A 16,597-nucleotide genomic window follows, 5' to 3' on the forward strand; every position below is an offset into this window, starting at 1 on the left:
CTCAGACCGCCTCTCCCTGCCGGGCGGCCGCGAGGCGGACCGCGTCCATGATCTTCTCGTACCCCGTGCAGCGGCACAGGTTGCCCGACAGGGCCTCGCGGATGTCCGCGTCGGTCGGGTTCGGGTTGCGCTCCAGCATCTCGTCGGCGGCGACCAGCAGACCCGGGGTGCAGAAGCCGCACTGGACGGCGCCGGCGTCGATGAACGCCTGCTGGATCGGGGAGAGTTCGGTGCCCTCGCCGGTCTGGGAGTCCTGGCCCTTGGCGGCCCACTGCTGGGCGTCCTGGAGCGAGGTCCCCGCCTTGCCGTCCGTACCGCAGGCGCCGGAGGCGCAACCGCCGTGCTCCGCACGCTGCTTGGCGAAGTCGGCCAGCCCCTCGACGGTCACGACCTCGCGGCCCTCGACCTGACCGGCGGCGACCAGGCACGAACACACCGGCACGCCGTCCAGCCGGACGGTGCACGATCCGCACTCGCCCTGCTCACAGGCGTTCTTGGACCCCGGCAGACCGAGCCGCTCGCGCAGCACGTACAGAAGGCTCTCGCCCTCCCAGACGTCGTCGGCTTCCTGCGGACGTCCGTTGACAGTGAAGTTGACGCGCATCAGGCGACTCCCTCCGTGTGAGCGGCGGTGCCGCGGTACGACTCCCAGGTCCAGGTCAGCGTGCGGCGAGCCATGATGCCGACCGCGTGGCGGCGGTAGCTCGCGGTGCCCCGGACGTCGTCGATCGGGTTGCAGGCGGCGGAGCACAGGTCCGCGAACTGCTTGGCGACCGACGGGGTGATGATCTTTCCGTTGTCCCAGAAGCCGCCCTCTTCGAGCGCCGCGTTCAGGAACTCCTCGGCGGCCTTGGCCCGGACGGGCGTGGGAGCGGCCGAACCGATCCCGGTACGGACGGTCCGCGTCTCGGGGTGCAGCGCGAGCCCGAAGGCGCACACGGCGATGACCATGGCGTTGCGGGTGCCGACCTTGGAGTACTGCTGCGGCCCGTCGGCCTTCTTGATGTGCACGGCGCGGATCAGCTCGTCCGCGGCCAGCGCGTTGCGCTTGACGCCGGTGTAGAACTCGTCGATCGGGATACGGCGGCTGCCGCGCACCGACTCGACCTCGACCTCGGCGCCGGCCGCCAGCAGGGCGGGGTGGGCGTCACCGGCCGGGGAGGCGGTGCCGAGGTTGCCGCCGACGCCGCCGCGGTTGCGGATCTGCGGGGAGGCGACCGTGTGCGAGGCGAGGGCCAGGCCCGGCAGCTCGGCGCGCAGGTTGTCCATGATCGTGCTGTACGGCACCGAAGCCCCGAGCCGCACGCTCTCCTCGCCGACCTCCCACTCGTAGAGGTCGCCGATGCGGTTCAGGTCGAGGAGGTACTCGGGCCGGCGGTGGTCGAAGTTGATCTCGACCATCACATCGGTGCCACCCGCAATCGGCACAGCGGTGGGGTGCTCGGCCTTCGCGGCGAGCGCCTCCTCCCAGCTGGCGGGGCGAAGGAAGTCCATGACCGGCTCTCTTCTTGGTCTCGTGGGTCGTACGGTTTGAGCCAGATCTGGTGCGGCGGGCCCGGCTCGTTCATGTGCTGTTAACGCGCATTGACGTCAGTACACAGCTCCGTCCTCCACCGGGGTCAGTCACGGAAACCATGAAGGAGTTGGCTGGCCAGGGAGGTCATCTTGTAGATTCGTATGAACGGAGGTCATCAGTAACCTCCCCGTTTTTCCGTGGAAACGTGAGACACAGCCCTTGTGACCAGGGACACAGCCGACACACAGCCCGGCGGAGAACGGTCACCCCCCACCGGCCCGCCGGACGGGCCGCTCACCACACGACCTCCTAGATCCATCGTAGATTTCGAGACAAAGAACGGCGGCGACGAGAATGCGGCTGCGCGCACTGCTGGACACCGACGCGCTGGGCCTCAAGCTGCTCGGCGGCGAGGACGAGCTGGACCGCACCGTGCGCGGTGTGATGACCACCGACCTCAGGGACCCCAGCCGCTATCTCTCGGGCGGTGAGCTGGTCCTCACGGGCCTGGCCTGGCGTCGGGGACCCGCGGACTCCGAGCCGTTCGTGCGCCTCCTGGTGCAGTCCGGAGTGGTCGCGCTGGCGGCCGGCGAGGCGGAGCTGGGGGACGTGCCCGAGGACCTGGTCCTGGCCTGTGCCCGCCACCGCCTGCCGCTCTTCGCCGTCCACGAGTCGGTGGCCTTCGCGACGATCACCGAGCATGTCGTACGGCAGGTCAGCGGCGAGCGGGCCGGGGATCTGGCGGCCGTCGTCGACCGGCACCGGCGGATGATGACGTCGGGCCCGGCGGGCGGCGGCCCGGACGTCGTCCTCGACCTCCTCGGCTCGGACCTGGACCTGCGGGCGTGGGTGCTGTCGCCGACGGGCCGGCTCATCGCCGGTTCGAAGGTCGGCGGACCGGCGCTGCCCGCCGACCTGTGCGCGAGGCTGGCGGCGGAGCACCTGTCGGCCGCCCGTACGGCCCGCCGCGGCCCGCACCGCGTGACGCTCGGCACCACGCCGTACTCCCTCTTCCCGATCCGCAGCAGCGGCCGCTCCCCGCAGGCCGCGCGGGACGTGCGCGAGACGCTGCTGTCGGACTGGCTGCTGGCCGTGGAGGCGGACGCGAGCGACTGGCCCGAGGAGCGGCTGGACCTCCTCCAGGGCGTCACCCAGCTGATCGCGGTGGAGCGGGACCGCAGGGACGCGGCGCGCACGGTGCGCCGCCGCCTCGCGCAGGAGGTCCTCGAACTGGTCCAGACGGGCGCGGCGCCCGCCGAGATCGCGGCGCGGCTGCGGGTCGCGGCCCCGGTGCTGCTGCCCGGCCTCGGCGCGGCCCCGCACTGGCAGGTCGTCGTGGCCCGGGTCGAGTGGGAGGGCGGGGACATCGAGGCGGGGCCGGTCGCCCAGTCGCTCCTGGAGGAGGTCCTGGTGGATCCGCTCGCGACCGGCCCGGAGCCCTCCGACCGCATCGCCGTGGCCCACACGGGCGACGAGGCCATCGCCCTGGTTCCCCTGCCCGCCGTCTCCTCGGAGCACGACGGCTCCGAGGCGGGGATCCTCGCGGACGCGCTCCTCGACTCGATCCGGGACCCGCTGGCGGCGGGCCTGGACGACGACGGCCGGGTCACGCTGGGCGTGAGCGCGGCGGTGCACTCGGCGGAGGGGCTGCGCGGCGCCCTGGAGGAGTCCCGCCACGCCCGCCGGGTGGCGGCGGCCCGCCCGGGCCGGGTCTGCGCGGCGGGCCACCAGGAACTGGCCTCGCACGTGCTGCTGCTGCCGTTCGTCCCGGACGACGTGCGGCGGGCCTTCACGGCAAGGCTGCTCGACCCGCTCCGGGACTACGACCGCCGCCACCGCGCCGAGCTGATCCCCACCCTGGAGGCCTTCCTGGAGTGCGACGGCTCCTGGACGCGCTGCGCGACCCGTCTCCACCTGCACGTCAACACGCTGCGCTACCGAGTGGGCAGGATCGAGCAGTTGACGAGCCGGGACCTGTCCCGGCTGGAGGACAAGCTGGATTTCTTCTTGGCATTGCGGATGAGTTGAGCGGGCGCGGGGCCCCGCGGACGGTGGTGCGGGATGGCACCAAGTGCCGTCGCTGTCCCACGACTTTGTGAAATCCTTCACCCACCCTCTTGGCCGGGCCCGGCGATTCATGCTGAGATGCGGCCACCACTCAACAGCTCGATGGCGTGCTCGGGGAGGGCAAGGTGGCGTATACCGCCATGTCTGGTAACGGAACGACCGCTGGTGACGATCCACTCCAGACCGCGGTATGGCGGCTGCGCTCACGCGCCTGCTGGGCGGATGCGGCGGCCCTGCTCCAGCCGGTCACCGCTCAGGCCGCGCTGCAGCGGGCCGCGCTGCTGGTGGAGCGGTGTCTGTACACCGAGCAGGGCTGGGAGGAGGCCGAGGACGCGCTGCGCACGGCCGAGGCGCTCGCCCACAGCGACGACGAGCGGGGCGCGGCCGCTTGTGAACGCGGGCAACTTGCGTACGCCGCGACGCTGCACTCGGTGCGTGACCGGGCCGACGAGGCGCGGGCCGCACTGGGGCGGGCGGCGGCGCTGATCCCTCCGGGGGCGGCGGGGAGGGCCTTGCTGGACTTCCGGCGGGGTCTGCTGGCGGAGAACCTGGCGCGCTCGCCCCAGGCGGCCCGTGCGGCATACCGCCGCGCACACGCGGGCGCGACGGCCCATGCCGACCCCCTCCTGCTCTCCTTCACCTGGCGCCATCTGGCCGGACTCGCGCTACGGGACGGCGAGTTGGCGGAGGCGCGGCACGGGTTCGCCGAGTCCCTGCGCATCCGTGAGGAGTTGGGCTACCTGGTGGGGACGGCGCCCGCGCTCGTCTCCCTCGCCGACACCGAGACCGAGCCCGAGGCGTCGCGCCTGCGTGAGGAGGCCCGGCGCCTGTTCCGCCTCCTGGGCGGCGTCCCCACCTGGCTGTCCCGCCAACTGGCCCCTACCCCACCGGCAGCCACGGCCTGAGCCATCCTCGAAGGGGCGGGGCCCCTGGACCCCCTGCCGCCGCGGGCACCCCCGCTCAACCGCCGGAGGCAGCCGCCGCCGCGAAGTGCTCCCCCACCAGCGACCGCACAACCTCCAGCTCACCCGCGATCAGCGCATCCAGCAGTGCCGTGTGCTCCGCGGCGTCGGCGATGAGGTCGGCGTGGCCGTGGGCGGGTGGGCGGGTCGTGGTGACCAAGGGCCACTGGGCGCGGCGGTGGAGGTCGTCGGCGATCTGGACGAGTTGGTCGTTGCCGCAGAGGGAGAGCACAGCGCGGTGGAAGGTGCGGTCCGACTCCGCGTAGGTCGCCCGGCACCCGGCCGACGCCGCGCGGACCGTCGCCTCGGCCAACGGCCGCAGTTCCGCCCAGCGTTCGGCGGGGACCGTACGAGCGAGCCGCAACATCACCGGCACCTCGATCAGCGCCCGGACCTCGGCGAGTTCGGCCAGCTCCCGGGCCCCGCGTTCGACGACCCGGAACCCCCGGTTGGGGACGACCTCCACGGCCCCCTCCAGGGCGAGCTGCTGCATGGCCTCACGGACCGGCGTCGCGGAGACGCCGAAGCGTTCGCCGAGGGCGGGAGCGGAGTACACCGCCCCGGGAGTCAGCTCGCCGCTGACGAGCGCGGTGCGCAGCGCGTCGAGGATCTGCCCCCGCACCGAGGCCCGCTGGACGACCGGGCGCGGCCGCGGGATCGGCTGCTCACTGTGCGTGTGCTCCCCACGAGCCGTCGGCGCCGCCGAGCCCCCCGGACCCCGACCCCTGCCCGCGGCCCCGCCCTGCGGCGGCACCCACGGCAGATCCGGCCGGGCCTCCTGGACACCGGATGCCCCCGGACCCACCGGGCCCTGCGGAATCCCCGTCCCGGCGGAGCCCTGCGCGCCCTGCTTCACGGGTCCTCCTCCGGACGTGTCGGTACTTGGGGTCATTACGGCGGGTTGTTACTCACCCGTCAAGCACCTTAGGCGCAGAACGCGACAGTTCAAACTGAAGCGACCTTGGGTAAGGTTAGCCTTACCTTCAATGCCTCGCGGATCGGCGGTCCGGTATGCCTGTGCCCCCCTCAGCCCTCGCCGACGCGTACACCCGTCTCACCGAGGCCTTCCCGGGGCTCGACATCACCCAGCCGGCCATCGGCGAGCCGCTCCCCCGGCACGGCGGCTGGATCCCCGCCACGGCGCTCGCAGCAGGCACGACCGGTCTCGACGCGTTCCTGGCCTGGGACGACGCACAGATACGACGCGACTACGGACAGCCCGCACGGCCGGACGTCGTCGCGAGCTTCGGCCTGCACCGCTACGCGTGGCCCGCCTGCCTGCTGATCACCGTGCCCTGGTTCCTGCTGCGCCGCGTCCCCCGCTTCCCCGTGACGCATGTCTCGTACGACCGGACGGCCCCCGGCCTCTCCCTGGGTCGCCTCGCCGCCCGCCCCGCCGCCTTCGCCTGCCTCCCCGGCGACCCGGCGGCGACACTGCCCGGCGCCAGGGTCGTACCCGACGAGGAGGCGCTGCGCGCGGAGGTACGGGCCGCGGTCGCCGAGCACCTCGAACCCGTCCTCGCCGGCTTCGGACCCCGTATGCGGCGACGCGGGCGCGCACTGTGGGGCATGGCGACCGACGAGGTCGTGGAGGGCCTGTGGTACGTCGCCCACCTGTTCGGCGACCGCGAGCAGGACCGGGCCCGGCGCGAGCTGGAGCTGCTGCTGCCGGGCGCGACGAAGCCCTACGTCGGCTCGGCCGCCTTCCGTGAGCTGACCGGACCGAACGGCGAGTCCCTGCCGACCCGGGACCGGGCGAGCTGCTGCATGTTCTACACCCTGCGCCCCGAGGACACCTGCGTCACCTGCCCCCGCACCTGCGACGCCGATCGGGTCACCAGGCTGCTGGCCACCGCGAGTTGAGGCCCCCTCAGGCGGGGAGCGGGACGGGGTGCCGTAAGATCACCCGCGAGTGCGACACCCGTTCCGGTTACAGGCGTTTCACAAATTCCTCACCAAGCACAGGAACTTTCCGTGGAACCACCCGTACGGGTAGTCTTATTCGAACTCAACTCCCGCCCCTCAAGCGGCAGTTCGAGCAGAACGCCGCCCTGGGCATTCCCTTGCACTTCCTTGGCGGCCTCTTGCCCCGAAACCCCCTGAGGGCCGGTGGGATTGGGCCACTATGGCGGGCGTTACGCCCTATCCCAATGCAAGGGACCCCAGATGAGATTGACCGACATATCGCTGAACTGGCTGCTTCCGGGCGCCGTCCTGCTCCTGGGCCTGCTGGCGGCGATAGCGGTGCTCCGGCGCGGGAAGGCCTCGGGGAAGGACGCGAGCGCGGACGACTCGTGGGAGCGCAGCGAGGAGCGCCGCAGGCGCAAGGAGGCCATATACGGCACCGCCTCCTATGTGCTGCTGTTCTGCTGCGCGGCCGTGGCCGCCGCGCTCTCCTTCCACGGTCTGGTCGGCTTCGGCGAACAGAACCTCGGCCTCCACAACGGCTGGCAGTACCTCGTGCCGTTCGGTCTGGACGGTGCCGCGATGTTCTGCTCCGTCCTCGCGGTGCGCGAGGCCAGCCACGGTGACGCGGCGCTCGGCTCCCGGATACTCGTGTGGACGTTCGCGGCCGCCGCGGCCTGGTTCAACTGGGTGCACGCGCCCAGGGGCATCGGCCACGACGGTGCCCCGCACTTCTTCGCCGGCATGTCCCTGTCCGCGGCGGTGCTGTTCGACCGGGCGCTGAAGCAGACCCGCCGGGCCGCCCTGCGCGAGCAGGGTCTGGTGCCCAGGCCGCTGCCGCAGATCCGGATCGTCCGCTGGCTGCGGGCTCCCCGGGAGACCTACAAGGCCTGGTCGCTGATGCTCCTGGAGGGCGTGCGCAGCCTGGACGAGGCGGTCGACGAGGTCCGCGAGGACAAGCGGCAGAAGGAAGCGAGCCGACTGCGGCGCCGCGAGCAGGAGCGCATGGAGCGGGCCCAGCTGAAGGCCATCAGCCGGGGTCACCGCGGCTTCGTCGGCCGCGGCGGCGGACGGCACGCCGAGCCCCAGGCGGCCCTGGAGCGGGCCGACCGGGTCACCGCGGAGCCTGCCATATCCACGCCGGAACAACTGCCCGTGCGCTCACGTCCCTCACTGCAGCCCGTACGCACCGGTTCTGATCCGGTCACCGTCGACCTCACCGCGGAGGACGACACAATGGCGCTGCCGCGACTCGACTCCCTGGAGCGCAAGCTCAAGGACCTTGAGCAGCAGTTCGGCTGAGAACGCCGCTCATCGACGGGAAGGGGCGCGATCCGGGACCCGGGTCGCGCCCCTTCCCGTTGACGTACGTACGTCAGGCGGCACCCGCGTCGAGTTCGAACCACACCGCCTTCCCCACCCCGTGCGCCACCACACCCCAGGCGTCCGCGAGGGACTGCACCAGGAGCAGGCCTCTGCCGTTCGTACCGTCGTCGGCGTTCGGTACGCGCAGTCTGGGCCGGCGGGCCACGAAGTCCCGCACCTCCACCCGCAGTCCGCGTGGTCCGACGGTGGCCGTCAGGACCGCTTCACGGTCGGTGTGGACGATCGCGTTGGTGACGAGCTCGCTGGTGAGCAGTTCGGCTATGTCCGATCGCCCTGGTCTCCCCCAGTGCCGTAACAGTTCGCGCAGGGCCTTGCGGGTCTCCGGTACGGCCCGCAGGTCCGCCCGCCCGAGTCTGCGCCTGAGTTGAGGCGTCTGTATGTGGTCCCCGGCGCTCGCGGCCCTGTCCTCCACTGCCTCCGCCGAGGAGGCCCCGAATGCGATGGGACCGCCTCCCCGTGCCTGCCTTTTCATGACCCCCGCCCGCGTGCCGATGTCGGTTCCCCTCCTGGCTCGAACACGTTCACGGGAACCATTTCCCAGTCGGACCCCCGACAGTCATGTCGAATCGTCAACGACCAGGTGTTCGGCCACGGTTGGGGCAGGCAGTACGGGGTGGATGAAACCGGGAACGTCACCCGCCGGCCGCCCGGAAGTCGCCGTACGCGACGAGCGGACCCTGTGGGCCACCGGCCAAGGGGCCTGCTTCCAGGCGGGGAGCAGGCTGCCGGCGAGGGGAGGCGGGGCGGGGCGTCCGCCTCGGGAAGGGGCGGCCCACCAGGGCGGTACCGCACGGCGTCGGGCCGACGGCCCCGGGGGCGTCCTGACGGTGGAGGTTCGGCCCGTGCGTCGATTCCGGCCTGACGACACCGCCGTACGCGATACAGAGGCGGGACACCTGAGGTTCGGCATCGAGGCGCTGTCCGAGCCGATGCGCGCGGCCGGTGAAACTGGCCGGAATTCGGCCGTGCCGTGGGTGCGGGGCCGCCCGCCCGACCCCCGTCCGGGAGGGCGGCCCCACCGAGTGGTGGTCCGGTGGTGCGCCGGTCAGTAGAGCTTGTCGACCGCGGTGGTGGTCGTCTTCTTGAAGTCCTTCACCGGCGCGTCGGTGAAGTCGCCCATCTGCCCCCACTGCACAACGGTGACGGTGCCGCCGTCCCGGCCGACCGACACCAGGTGGATGTCCATGGCGCCCCAGGAGGCGCGGGTGTGGACGCCGTGGACGCGGGCGCCCTCCTCGACGGGCAGGCTGCCGTAGCTGCGGTACTCGGCCTCGATCTCCGGGTCGGCGTCGCTGCGCAGGGCGCAGTTCCGGATCTCCATGTTGAGGCGGGTGGCGAGGGCCTTGGCCTTGGCGTTGTCCCCGACGACGACGTTGAGCTGTTCGGCGCCGGTTTCGAGGTCGGTGCGGAAGGTGCGGTAGCGGGAGTCGTAGCCGAACAGCGCCTCGCCCAGGCAGCCCTGCATCTCCTCCGGGACGCCGTCGGTGACCCTGCCGGCGGTCCAGGCGGAGGAAGGGTGCGGCGGCAGTTCGGACGCCGACAGGAACTTCGGCGCGGGCGCCTTCGTCGCGGCGCCGGCCGGTGCGGCGGTGAGTGCGGTGCCTGCGGCGAGGCCCGCGACGGCGAGTGCGGCGAGCACGCCGGCTCGGGTGCGCTTGGACATGGGTGTCCCCCGTGAGTGAGAAGAGTGCGTGAACGATCGGAAAGTGGTCGTCAGCGACGCCGGATGGTCCGTCCGGCTCTGGTCGGTGCGACACCAAGAGCATCAGCCGTCACAGTCGGCGAACGCAACCGCCGGCGCCCGATCCGCGACGGTGGAACCATCCCAGCCCTTGTGACGTGCAGGTATATGGGGTGCCTGGGATGCCGTCCCGGGACGGGGAGGACACGGGGGAACAGTGTCGGAAGTGCAGGACGACGTCCAGGAGTTCGCGGCGCTGCTCAGACGGCTGAAGGAGCGCACCGACCGCAGCTACGGTCAGCTGGCCCGCCGCCTGGCCATGAACACCTCCACGCTGCACCGCTACTGCGCCGGTGACGCGGTCCCCGTCGACTTCGCGCCCGTGGAACGCTTCGCCGCGCTGTGCCGTGCCACTGCGGAGGAGCGGCTGGAGCTGCACCGGCTGTGGATCCTGGCGGTGGCCGCGCGACAGCGCAACCGGACGGCGAGTGCTCCCGCGACGGACAGCGCCGTCGCCGTGCATGACGGCTCCCTCCCGGAGACGGCCGAGGAGCCGCAGACCCGGCAGTCGTTACCCGAAGAACCGGCACCGAACAGTTCTCCCCGCCGCCCCTGGTACCGCCGCCGGCGCCTCCTGGTCACCGCGGCCGTGGCCACGGCGCTCCTCGCCACGCTGGGCAGCCTCTCCGCCCTGCCGGACGACGACCGCTCCCGGGCGAGCGACTCGGTGCGGGGCGCCGATCCGACCCGTACGACGACGGCGGGTCCCCGCCCGACCCCGACCGCGTGGCCGAAGCCCTCCTCCACCTCGCCGTCGCCCGGCGCCTCGCACACGAAGAAGCCCTCGCCGAAACCCACGGCCACAGCCGGCAGCCCCTCCAAGGGGACCGGCCGGCAGCGGCCCTCGACCGGCCTCCCCCTCACCTGGAGCGCCAACTCCCATGTGTGGCAGGCGGGCTGCGGACACGATTACGTCATCTCCAGGCCCCCGCAGCAGGTGCCTCCGCCCCCGGCCCCGCAGGACGCCCGGACCTGGGCGGCGTCGCTGAGCGCGGTGCACGGGCGGCAGACGATGGTGGAGATCTCGGTGCAGGGGCGGACGTCCACGGCCGTCGTCCTGGAGGCGCTCCGGGTGCGTGTGGTCGGCCGCTCGGCGCCCGTCGCGGGCAATGCGTACGCCATGGACCACGGCTGCGGCGGAGCGCTGACGCCCCGCTACTTCGACGTCGACCTGGACATGGACCGGCCCATCGCCCGCCCGGTCCGCGGCAACGACTCGGGCACCCCGATCCCGGCGATGCGGCTGCCGTACCGCGTGTCCGCCGAGGACCCGGAGGTGCTGCTGGTCGACGCGCGGACGACGGGCTGCGACTGCAGCTGGTACCTCGAACTCGACTGGTCCTCCCAGGGCCGCACCGGCACGGTCCGCATCGACGACCACGGCCGCCCGTTCCGTACGACGAGCATCGGGGCACTGCCGCGGTACGCGTACGACACCTCGGCCCGCACGTGGGGGCCGTACTCCTGAGCCGTACGAACCGGGGGCGGTGCTACGCCTCCCACACGGCGGCGGCCGTGCGGTCGTCGGCGTAGCCCTTGACCCGGACCTGGGCGTCGGCGAGGAAGGCGGCGAGGCCGGGCGGCTCGGGGCCGGACCACCGTCCGGTCAGGTGGGCGGCGAGTTCGGGTTCGCCGCGCAGCGGGTCGGCGAGGCCGCCCGTGCACATCAGGAGGGTGTCGCCCGGGCGGGCCACCGAGGCGCGGAAGCGGAAGGGCTCGCGGGGCGGTTCGGGGGCGGGGTCGTAGGGGCTCGGGGGTGTGGTGATGCCGAGGTCCATGGTGAGGCGGTCGCCCTCGGGAGTCTCTGCGGGGAGGGAGCCGAAGCCGACGACGGGTTCGCCGACGGCATCGGTGGCGCGGGGCTCGATGTCCTGCCATTCGCCGTCCCGCAGACGGAACAGTCCGCCTGCGCCGACGCCGAAGAAGACACGCGTACGGCACCCTGGGTCGGCCGGGAGCAGGAGGCAGCGCAGCGTCGCCCCGTACTCCTCCGGTTCGATGCCCTGTTCCGCCGCACTGGCGCGGAGTTTGCCGAGGCTGCGGTCGGTGAGGCGGTGCAGGCCGGACTTCAGGTCTCCGCGCCGTGCGGCCCTGATGTCCTCCGTGAGCCTCGGATGACTGCGGCCGACGGCCCGGCCGATCCAGTGGCAGGCCTCGGCGGCGGCGCGGTGCGCGTTCGGGGTCGCTCGGGCGCCGGTTGCCATCGCCACGAGGACCAGGGCCTGTTCGCCGGTGCCGAAGCGGGCGGTGAGGAGGGAGTCGCGGCGGGGTTCGCCCCGGTAGCGGGCGGAGTCTCCGCGCAGGGAGACGGCGCGCAGGGTGCAGGCGCCGTAGTGCGCGCCGTCCAGAACGGTGTCGGCGACCAGGTCGTCGAGGTCGTCGGGGTCCGCGAGGGGGAGGGCGGTGGGTTCGGGGGCGTAGGTGGGAGGGCCGTTGCCCACGTAGTCGAGGGGGGTCGGGGGGAGCAGGGGGACGTCGACCCGGGTCGCGGGGTGGGGCTCGGCGTCCATGTTCGATGGCTGACTTCCCTGGGGTTCCTGCGGTTCGTGGGGCTCCTGGGGCTCCTGGGGCTCCTCCACCGTGAATCCGGGCGGCTTCGGCAGACCGGGCGGGAACGCCGACGGCCGTCCGGAGGCATCCGGGTCGGCCCGTGGCGCCGGAACCGTGGCGCCCGTCCCCTGATTCACCGCCCCCGCCGCCGAGGCGAACCGGTCGTCCAGTGAGTCGGGTGCCGTTGTCGGGCCCGTGTCCTCGGCGGAGTCGCCGTACAGTTGCCCCCACCAGTCGTCCTCGTGACCCGTGGGCCTTCCCCCCTGCTGGCTCATGCCCCCAATTGTCCACCGCACGGCCAGGATGAAAACGGGGCATCCGGAAAATCCGCCCCGGTACGCCGCCTGGAAAACGGCGTGTCGGGTGAGGTGTTGAACAGTCTTGCGAAACAAGATCGCCCCATTCCCCTTCTGCGGCGGCGACACCTTGGCGGAGTGACGGGTGGGGCGGCGATGATGTGCTGAGGCGTTTTTGCGCCGTGGCTGTTTTACGCCGTAGCCGTTCCACGCCGGGGCTGTTCTCCGCGGCCATGGACCGGGCAGCGGTGTTCGACCGGGGAGGAGGCGCGGCCCGATGCTGGGAGCGATCGGTCTCGACGAGACGCTCGAGTCGGCGTACCGGGCCCTGCTGTCCGTGGGCGCCGCCGACGTAGCGGATCTCGCGCGACGGCTGGCGCTCGGCGAGTACGACACCGAGCGCGCCCTGCGCGGGCTGGAGCGGTACGGGCTGGCGGCGCGGTCCTCCGCACGGCCCGGCCGCTGGGTCGCCGCGCCGCCCGGGGTGGCGCTGGGCGCGCTGCTCACCGAGGAGTACCGGGCGTCGGCCGGCGAGCCCGCCGGGCACGACCTGGTCGAGGTGGTGATCGGGGCGGCCGCGGTGGCGCGGCGCTTGCTGCAGCTCCGGCTGGGGGCGAGCAAGGAGGTGTGCGCGCTGGTCACCGGTACGCCGGCCGCCCTCACCGGCATGGAGAACGACGCGGAGCAGCAGGCCGCCGACCGCGGCGTCCGCCACCGGGTGGTGCTGGAGCGCTCGGTCCTCGACCGGCCGCACGCTGTCGCCGGGCTGTCCGCCGCCCTCGGCCGCGACGAGCAGGTGCGGGTCGTGGATCACGTGCCGGCCGGGCTGGTGATCGCCGACCGGACACTCGCCCTGGTGCCGCTCACCTCGCACACGTCGGAGCCGGCCGCGCTGGTCGTCCACGCGAGCGGGCTCCTGGAGCTGCTGTCCGGGCTGTTCGAGTCGGTGTGGCGGGAGGCTCTGCCGGTACGCCTCGGCGCGTCCGGGGCCACCGAGCAGCGGCTGGACGAGCCCGACGACACCGACCTGAAGGTGCTGTCCCTGCTGCTGGCCGGCCTGACCGACGCGAGCGTGGCCAAGCAGCTCGACCTGGGCCTCAGGACCGTGCAGCGCCGGGTGAAGCGGCTGATGGAGCTGGCCGGGGTGACGACCCGGTTGCAGCTGGGGTGGCATGCGTATGAGCGGGGATGGGTGGACCGGGAGCGCCAGGAGTGACGCGGGACCTGCGGCGATACCGCTGATCTGCGCGTGGTCGCGAGCTCCGGCACTCTGGTCAGATGGGAGTGTGGGACCTCGTGCTGGTCGGCCTGGTCCTCCTGCTCGGCCTGTGCGGCGTGCTGGTGCCCGGGGTGCCGGGGTCGTGGCTGGTGTGGGCCGCGGTCATGTGGTGGGCGCTGCAGGATCCCCAGCCGGTCGCGTGGTGGGTGCTGGTGGGGGCCACCGTGGTGCTGTTCCTCTCCCAGGTGGTGCGCTGGGCGCTGCCGCCGCGCCGGCTGCGCCCGAGCTGGGCCGGCCGTCACATGGCGCTGTACGCGGGAGCGGGGTCGTTCCTGGGTTTCCTCCTGCTCCCCGTGGTCGGCGCGATCCCCGGCTTCATGGCCGGCATCTACCTGGAGGAACGGTTCCGGCTCGGCCGCCACGGCGAGGCGATGGCGGCGCTGCGGACGGCGATGCGGTCGGGCGGGTCGAGTGTGCTGGCGGAGCTGTTCACGTGCCAGCTGATCGCGGGGGCGTGGGTGGGGGCCGTGATCTGGGGCTGAAACGGGCTGATCATCGGGCAGCACAAGCCGCCGGGCGGCGTCGGCCCCGCCGGAGTAGGTCCGGGGCCCTAGGACAAGGAGCCGATGCGCCGCGGATACGGGCGTGTTTCGCTGGCCGCATGACCGAATTCAGCGAGGCGGAACGCGCGTATCTGAGGTCGCAGCGGCTGGGACGGCTGGCCACCGTGGATCCGGCGGGGCAGCCCCAGGCGAACCCGGTCGGCTTCTTCCCTCAGGACGACGGGACGATCCTGATCGGCGGCAGCTCGATGGGGACCACCAAGAAGTGGCGCAACCTGCAGAAGAACCCCAAGGTCGCTCTGGTCGTCGACGACCTCGTCAGCGTACGGCCGTGGCGGGTGCGCGGGGTCGAGATCCGGGGGGACGCGGAACTCCTCACGGGCCCGCACGAGTTGGGCCCGTACTTCAGTGAGGAGGTCATCCGTGTCCATCCGCGGTGGGTCCGCAGCTGGGGCGTGGAGGAGGGCTGATCTCAGGCGGAAGCCTGCAGCGCGCCCTCCAGCGTGAGCAGCCGCACCTTGCGGTCCAGGCCGCCCGCGTACCCGGTCAGTGACCCGTCGGCGCCGATCACCCGGTGGCACGGCCGGAGGATCAGCAGCGGGTTGGCGCCGATCGCGCCGCCGACGGCCCGTACGGCGGCACGCGAGGCGCCGATCCGCGCGGCGATCTCACCGTACGTGGTGGTGGCCCCGTACGGAACGGTGTCGAGGGCCGCCCAGACCCGCTCCCGGAACTCACTGCCGTCACCGCGCACCTCCAGATGGAACTCCTTGAGCTCACCGGCGAAGTAGGCGGCGAGCTGCTCCTCGGCCGAGCGGAAGAGCGCGGGATCACGCCGCCAGCCGTCCTGGACAGTCCGGCCGCCCTTCTGGCCGGGCACGGAGAGGGAGGTCAGGACGCCGGTCGAGGGATCGGCCGTGAGCAGGAGACGCCCGAGCGGGCTGTCGATCTCGGTCCAGTGGGTCGGGGTCGGGGTGGTCATGTTTACTCCAACTCCCCTGCTGCGAGCAGGTGTTGCCAGGCATAGGAGCGCCAGGGGCGCCAGCTGTCGGGGACGTCGACGCCGGGCGGCGCGACGTCCGGGTCGCCGAGGGCACGGCTGCGGATGACGGCGACGGTACGGTCGTCCAGACCGGGCAGACCGAGCAGCGCACGCCGTGTCTCCTCCCGGTCGGCGCCCGGGTCCAGCCGGACGGCTCCGTCGGCGAGGGCGGCGGTGAGCGCGCCCAGGCGACCGCCGGGCTCGGCCTCGGCGAGAACGGCCGCCTCCGGGAACAGATGGGTGAGGCTGCCGCAGGGCGAGTCGAGCGCCTTGCCGTACCGCAGCACCAGCCGCTCGGCTTCCGCCGGCCCGACCAGTGCCCGCACCGCCGTCTCCTCCGCGTCCGCGGCGCCGGGTGACCGCAGTCCGGGCCGGGCGGCCACGAGTGCGGCGAGCTGCGGATCGGCCCCGAGCCGCTCGTCGACGGCGTACGGATCGGCGTCGAGGTCGAAGAGACGCCTCAGGCGCTGCACGGCGGTCGTCAGGTCGCGGGGGTCGGTGAGGTGGAGGCGGGCGTCGAGCCAGCCGCCGGGGTGGGTGGCGGGCGGCGTCCTGGGCAGACCGGGACGCTCGTCGACGGCGACGATTCCGGTGCCGTGCGGCAGCCTGAGGGTCCGCCGGTACGTCCGGTGCCCGTGCGGCCCGGCGATGTCTTCGACGCCGGGCACGACCTCCCGTCCCAGCCGGTCGAAGACGGCACCGGCCTGGTACGGCCCCCGGTACGCGAGCCGCAGCGGGATCCCGGCGGACGGGGTGTCCCCCCGCCGGGAGGCCCTGCGCGCGGCGGCCGCCCGCAGCTCGCTCGGCGTCGACGCGTACACCTCCCGGACGGTGTCGTTGAACTGCCGCACGCTGGCGAACCCGGAGGCGAACGCGATCTCGGTGATCGGCAGCCCGGTGGTCTGCAGAAGCACACGTGCGGTGTGCGCCCGCTGGGCCCGGGCGAGCGCCACCGGCCCGGCGCCGAGCTCGGCGGTGAGCTGCCGCTGGACCTGCCGGGCGCTGTAGCCGAGCCGCGCGGCGAGCCCGGCGACGCCCTCCCGGTCGACGACCCCGTCGCCGATCAGCCGCATCGCCCGCCCCACCGCGTCGGCCCGCACATTCCACTCCGCGGACCCCGGCACGGCGTCCGGCCGACACCGCCGGCAGGCCCGGAAACCCGAGCCCTGCGCGGCGGCGGCCGTCGCGAAGAACCGCACGTTGCACCGCTTCGGCGTGACCGCCGGGCAGCTGGGGCGGCAGTAGATGCCGGTCGTCTCGACACCGAAGAAGAACTCGCCGTCGAACCGCGCATCACGGCTGCGCACCGCCTCGTACCTGGTGTCTTCGTCCATCACACGGTCCAGTGTG

At 72.9% G+C, this 16,597-nt stretch carries 16 protein-coding genes; 8 read left to right on the forward strand and 8 right to left on the reverse strand.

Going from position 1 to position 16,597, the window contains the following annotated elements; genetic code table 11:
• Position 1: 1 nt before the first annotated feature.
• Entirely contained in the window at positions 2-604 is a 603-nt protein-coding gene (locus tag ACIBU0_RS26100; RefSeq protein ID WP_398822545.1) for a (2Fe-2S)-binding protein, read from the reverse strand.
• Positions 604-1,494, reverse strand: coding sequence for an FAD binding domain-containing protein (locus tag ACIBU0_RS26105; protein ID WP_398822548.1), 891 nt, complete (start codon positions 1,492-1,494; stop codon positions 604-606). Before ACIBU0_RS26105 ends, ACIBU0_RS26100 begins: the two co-directional genes overlap by 1 nt.
• 376 nt (positions 1,495-1,870) lie before the next feature.
• On the opposite strand from ACIBU0_RS26105, the gene ACIBU0_RS26110 reads away from it, so the two are divergent.
• Positions 1,871-3,544: a PucR family transcriptional regulator gene (locus ACIBU0_RS26110; protein WP_398822551.1), complete on the forward strand. Its 1,674-nt coding sequence runs from the start codon at positions 1,871-1,873 to the stop codon at positions 3,542-3,544.
• Positions 3,545-3,723: 179 nt separating this feature from the next.
• On the forward strand, positions 3,724-4,488 hold the full coding sequence (locus tag ACIBU0_RS26115) for a hypothetical protein (protein ID WP_398822554.1): 765 nt from the start codon (positions 3,724-3,726) through the stop codon (positions 4,486-4,488).
• 55 nt (positions 4,489-4,543) lie between these two features.
• Here ACIBU0_RS26115 and ACIBU0_RS26120 read toward each other — a convergent pair whose 3' ends face one another.
• On the reverse strand, positions 4,544-5,401 hold the full coding sequence (locus tag ACIBU0_RS26120) for a GntR family transcriptional regulator (protein WP_398822557.1): 858 nt from the start codon (positions 5,399-5,401) through the stop codon (positions 4,544-4,546).
• Positions 5,402-5,556: 155 nt separating this feature from the next.
• On the opposite strand from ACIBU0_RS26120, the gene ACIBU0_RS26125 reads away from it, so the two are divergent.
• Both ACIBU0_RS26125 and ACIBU0_RS26130 read left to right on the forward strand, forming a co-directional pair.
• Positions 5,557-6,408 carry a (2Fe-2S)-binding protein gene (locus ACIBU0_RS26125; protein ID WP_398822560.1) on the forward strand — a complete coding sequence of 284 codons (852 nt, stop codon included), beginning with the start codon at positions 5,557-5,559 and terminating at the stop codon, positions 6,406-6,408.
• 303 nt (positions 6,409-6,711) lie between these two features.
• Complete coding sequence (locus ACIBU0_RS26130; RefSeq protein ID WP_398822563.1) at positions 6,712-7,752, forward strand: DUF2637 domain-containing protein; 1,041 nt, start codon at positions 6,712-6,714, stop codon at positions 7,750-7,752.
• Between the two features lie 73 nt (positions 7,753-7,825).
• Here ACIBU0_RS26130 and ACIBU0_RS26135 read toward each other — a convergent pair whose 3' ends face one another.
• Positions 7,826-8,248 carry an ATP-binding protein gene (locus ACIBU0_RS26135; protein WP_398822566.1) on the reverse strand — a complete coding sequence of 141 codons (423 nt, stop codon included), beginning with the start codon at positions 8,246-8,248 and terminating at the stop codon, positions 7,826-7,828.
• A 633-nt stretch (positions 8,249-8,881) separates the two neighbouring features.
• A complete protein-coding gene (locus ACIBU0_RS26140; RefSeq protein ID WP_398822569.1) occupies positions 8,882-9,499 on the reverse strand; it encodes a hypothetical protein in 618 nt (205 codons plus the stop codon).
• A 235-nt stretch (positions 9,500-9,734) separates the two neighbouring features.
• On the opposite strand from ACIBU0_RS26140, the gene ACIBU0_RS26145 reads away from it, so the two are divergent.
• The gene (locus tag ACIBU0_RS26145; RefSeq protein WP_398822572.1) at positions 9,735-11,045 is read left to right on the forward strand and encodes a helix-turn-helix domain-containing protein; all 1,311 of its coding nucleotides are present in this window, start codon (positions 9,735-9,737) and stop codon (positions 11,043-11,045) included.
• Positions 11,046-11,067: 22 nt separating this feature from the next.
• Here the strand turns inward: ACIBU0_RS26145 and ACIBU0_RS26150 are convergent, their stop codons facing one another.
• Complete coding sequence (locus ACIBU0_RS26150) at positions 11,068-12,402, reverse strand: protein phosphatase 2C domain-containing protein (RefSeq protein ID WP_398822575.1); 1,335 nt, start codon at positions 12,400-12,402, stop codon at positions 11,068-11,070.
• A gap of 298 nt (positions 12,403-12,700) precedes the next feature.
• Here ACIBU0_RS26150 and ACIBU0_RS26155 point away from each other — a divergent pair, with 298 nt between their 5' ends.
• The 3 genes from ACIBU0_RS26155 (at position 12,701) to ACIBU0_RS26165 (ending at position 14,675) form a co-directional block, all read left to right on the forward strand.
• On the forward strand, positions 12,701-13,639 hold the full coding sequence (locus ACIBU0_RS26155) for a winged helix-turn-helix transcriptional regulator (protein ID WP_398822578.1): 939 nt from the start codon (positions 12,701-12,703) through the stop codon (positions 13,637-13,639).
• A gap of 62 nt (positions 13,640-13,701) precedes the next feature.
• Positions 13,702-14,184, forward strand: coding sequence for a DUF456 domain-containing protein (locus ACIBU0_RS26160; RefSeq protein ID WP_398822581.1), 483 nt, complete (start codon positions 13,702-13,704; stop codon positions 14,182-14,184).
• Between the two features lie 119 nt (positions 14,185-14,303).
• Positions 14,304-14,675: a PPOX class F420-dependent oxidoreductase gene (locus ACIBU0_RS26165; protein ID WP_398822584.1), complete on the forward strand. Its 372-nt coding sequence runs from the start codon at positions 14,304-14,306 to the stop codon at positions 14,673-14,675.
• Positions 14,676-14,677: 2 nt separating this feature from the next.
• Here ACIBU0_RS26165 and ACIBU0_RS26170 read toward each other — a convergent pair whose 3' ends face one another.
• Both ACIBU0_RS26170 and ACIBU0_RS26175 read right to left on the reverse strand, forming a co-directional pair.
• Positions 14,678-15,187 (reverse strand): methylated-DNA--[protein]-cysteine S-methyltransferase, encoded by a 510-nt coding sequence (locus ACIBU0_RS26170; RefSeq protein WP_398822587.1) that lies wholly within the window; start codon positions 15,185-15,187, stop codon positions 14,678-14,680.
• A gap of 2 nt (positions 15,188-15,189) precedes the next feature.
• Positions 15,190-16,581, reverse strand: coding sequence for a bifunctional transcriptional activator/DNA repair enzyme AdaA (locus ACIBU0_RS26175; protein ID WP_398822800.1), 1,392 nt, complete (start codon positions 16,579-16,581; stop codon positions 15,190-15,192).
• Positions 16,582-16,597 lie beyond the last annotated feature (16 nt).

It is taken from the genome of Streptomyces sp. NPDC049627, from assembly GCF_044465645.1.
Taxonomy (GTDB): Bacteria; Actinomycetota; Actinomycetes; order Streptomycetales; family Streptomycetaceae; genus Streptomyces.

Excerpts from the sequence above, each read along its gene's own strand:
- ACIBU0_RS26115 (WP_398822554.1), top strand. The coding sequence starts at position 3,724 with ATGTCTGGTAACGGAACGACCGCTGGTGACGATCCACTCCAGACCGCG.
- ACIBU0_RS26155 (WP_398822578.1), top strand. The coding sequence starts at position 12,701 with ATGCTGGGAGCGATCGGTCTCGACGAGACGCTCGAGTCGGCGTACCGG.
- ACIBU0_RS26125 (WP_398822560.1), top strand. The coding sequence starts at position 5,557 with ATGCCTGTGCCCCCCTCAGCCCTCGCCGACGCGTACACCCGTCTCACC.
- ACIBU0_RS26100 (WP_398822545.1), bottom strand. The coding sequence starts at position 604 with ATGCGCGTCAACTTCACTGTCAACGGACGTCCGCAGGAAGCCGACGAC.
- ACIBU0_RS26150 (WP_398822575.1), bottom strand. The coding sequence starts at position 12,402 with ATGAGCCAGCAGGGGGGAAGGCCCACGGGTCACGAGGACGACTGGTGG.
- ACIBU0_RS26170 (WP_398822587.1), bottom strand. The coding sequence starts at position 15,187 with ATGACCACCCCGACCCCGACCCACTGGACCGAGATCGACAGCCCGCTC.
- ACIBU0_RS26140 (WP_398822569.1), bottom strand. The coding sequence starts at position 9,499 with ATGTCCAAGCGCACCCGAGCCGGCGTGCTCGCCGCACTCGCCGTCGCG.
- ACIBU0_RS26160 (WP_398822581.1), top strand. The coding sequence starts at position 13,702 with ATGGGAGTGTGGGACCTCGTGCTGGTCGGCCTGGTCCTCCTGCTCGGC.
- ACIBU0_RS26130 (WP_398822563.1), top strand. The coding sequence starts at position 6,712 with ATGAGATTGACCGACATATCGCTGAACTGGCTGCTTCCGGGCGCCGTC.
- ACIBU0_RS26165 (WP_398822584.1), top strand. The coding sequence starts at position 14,304 with ATGACCGAATTCAGCGAGGCGGAACGCGCGTATCTGAGGTCGCAGCGG.
- ACIBU0_RS26105 (WP_398822548.1), bottom strand. The coding sequence starts at position 1,494 with ATGGACTTCCTTCGCCCCGCCAGCTGGGAGGAGGCGCTCGCCGCGAAG.
- ACIBU0_RS26110 (WP_398822551.1), top strand. The coding sequence starts at position 1,871 with ATGCGGCTGCGCGCACTGCTGGACACCGACGCGCTGGGCCTCAAGCTG.
- ACIBU0_RS26175 (WP_398822800.1), bottom strand. The coding sequence starts at position 16,581 with ATGGACGAAGACACCAGGTACGAGGCGGTGCGCAGCCGTGATGCGCGG.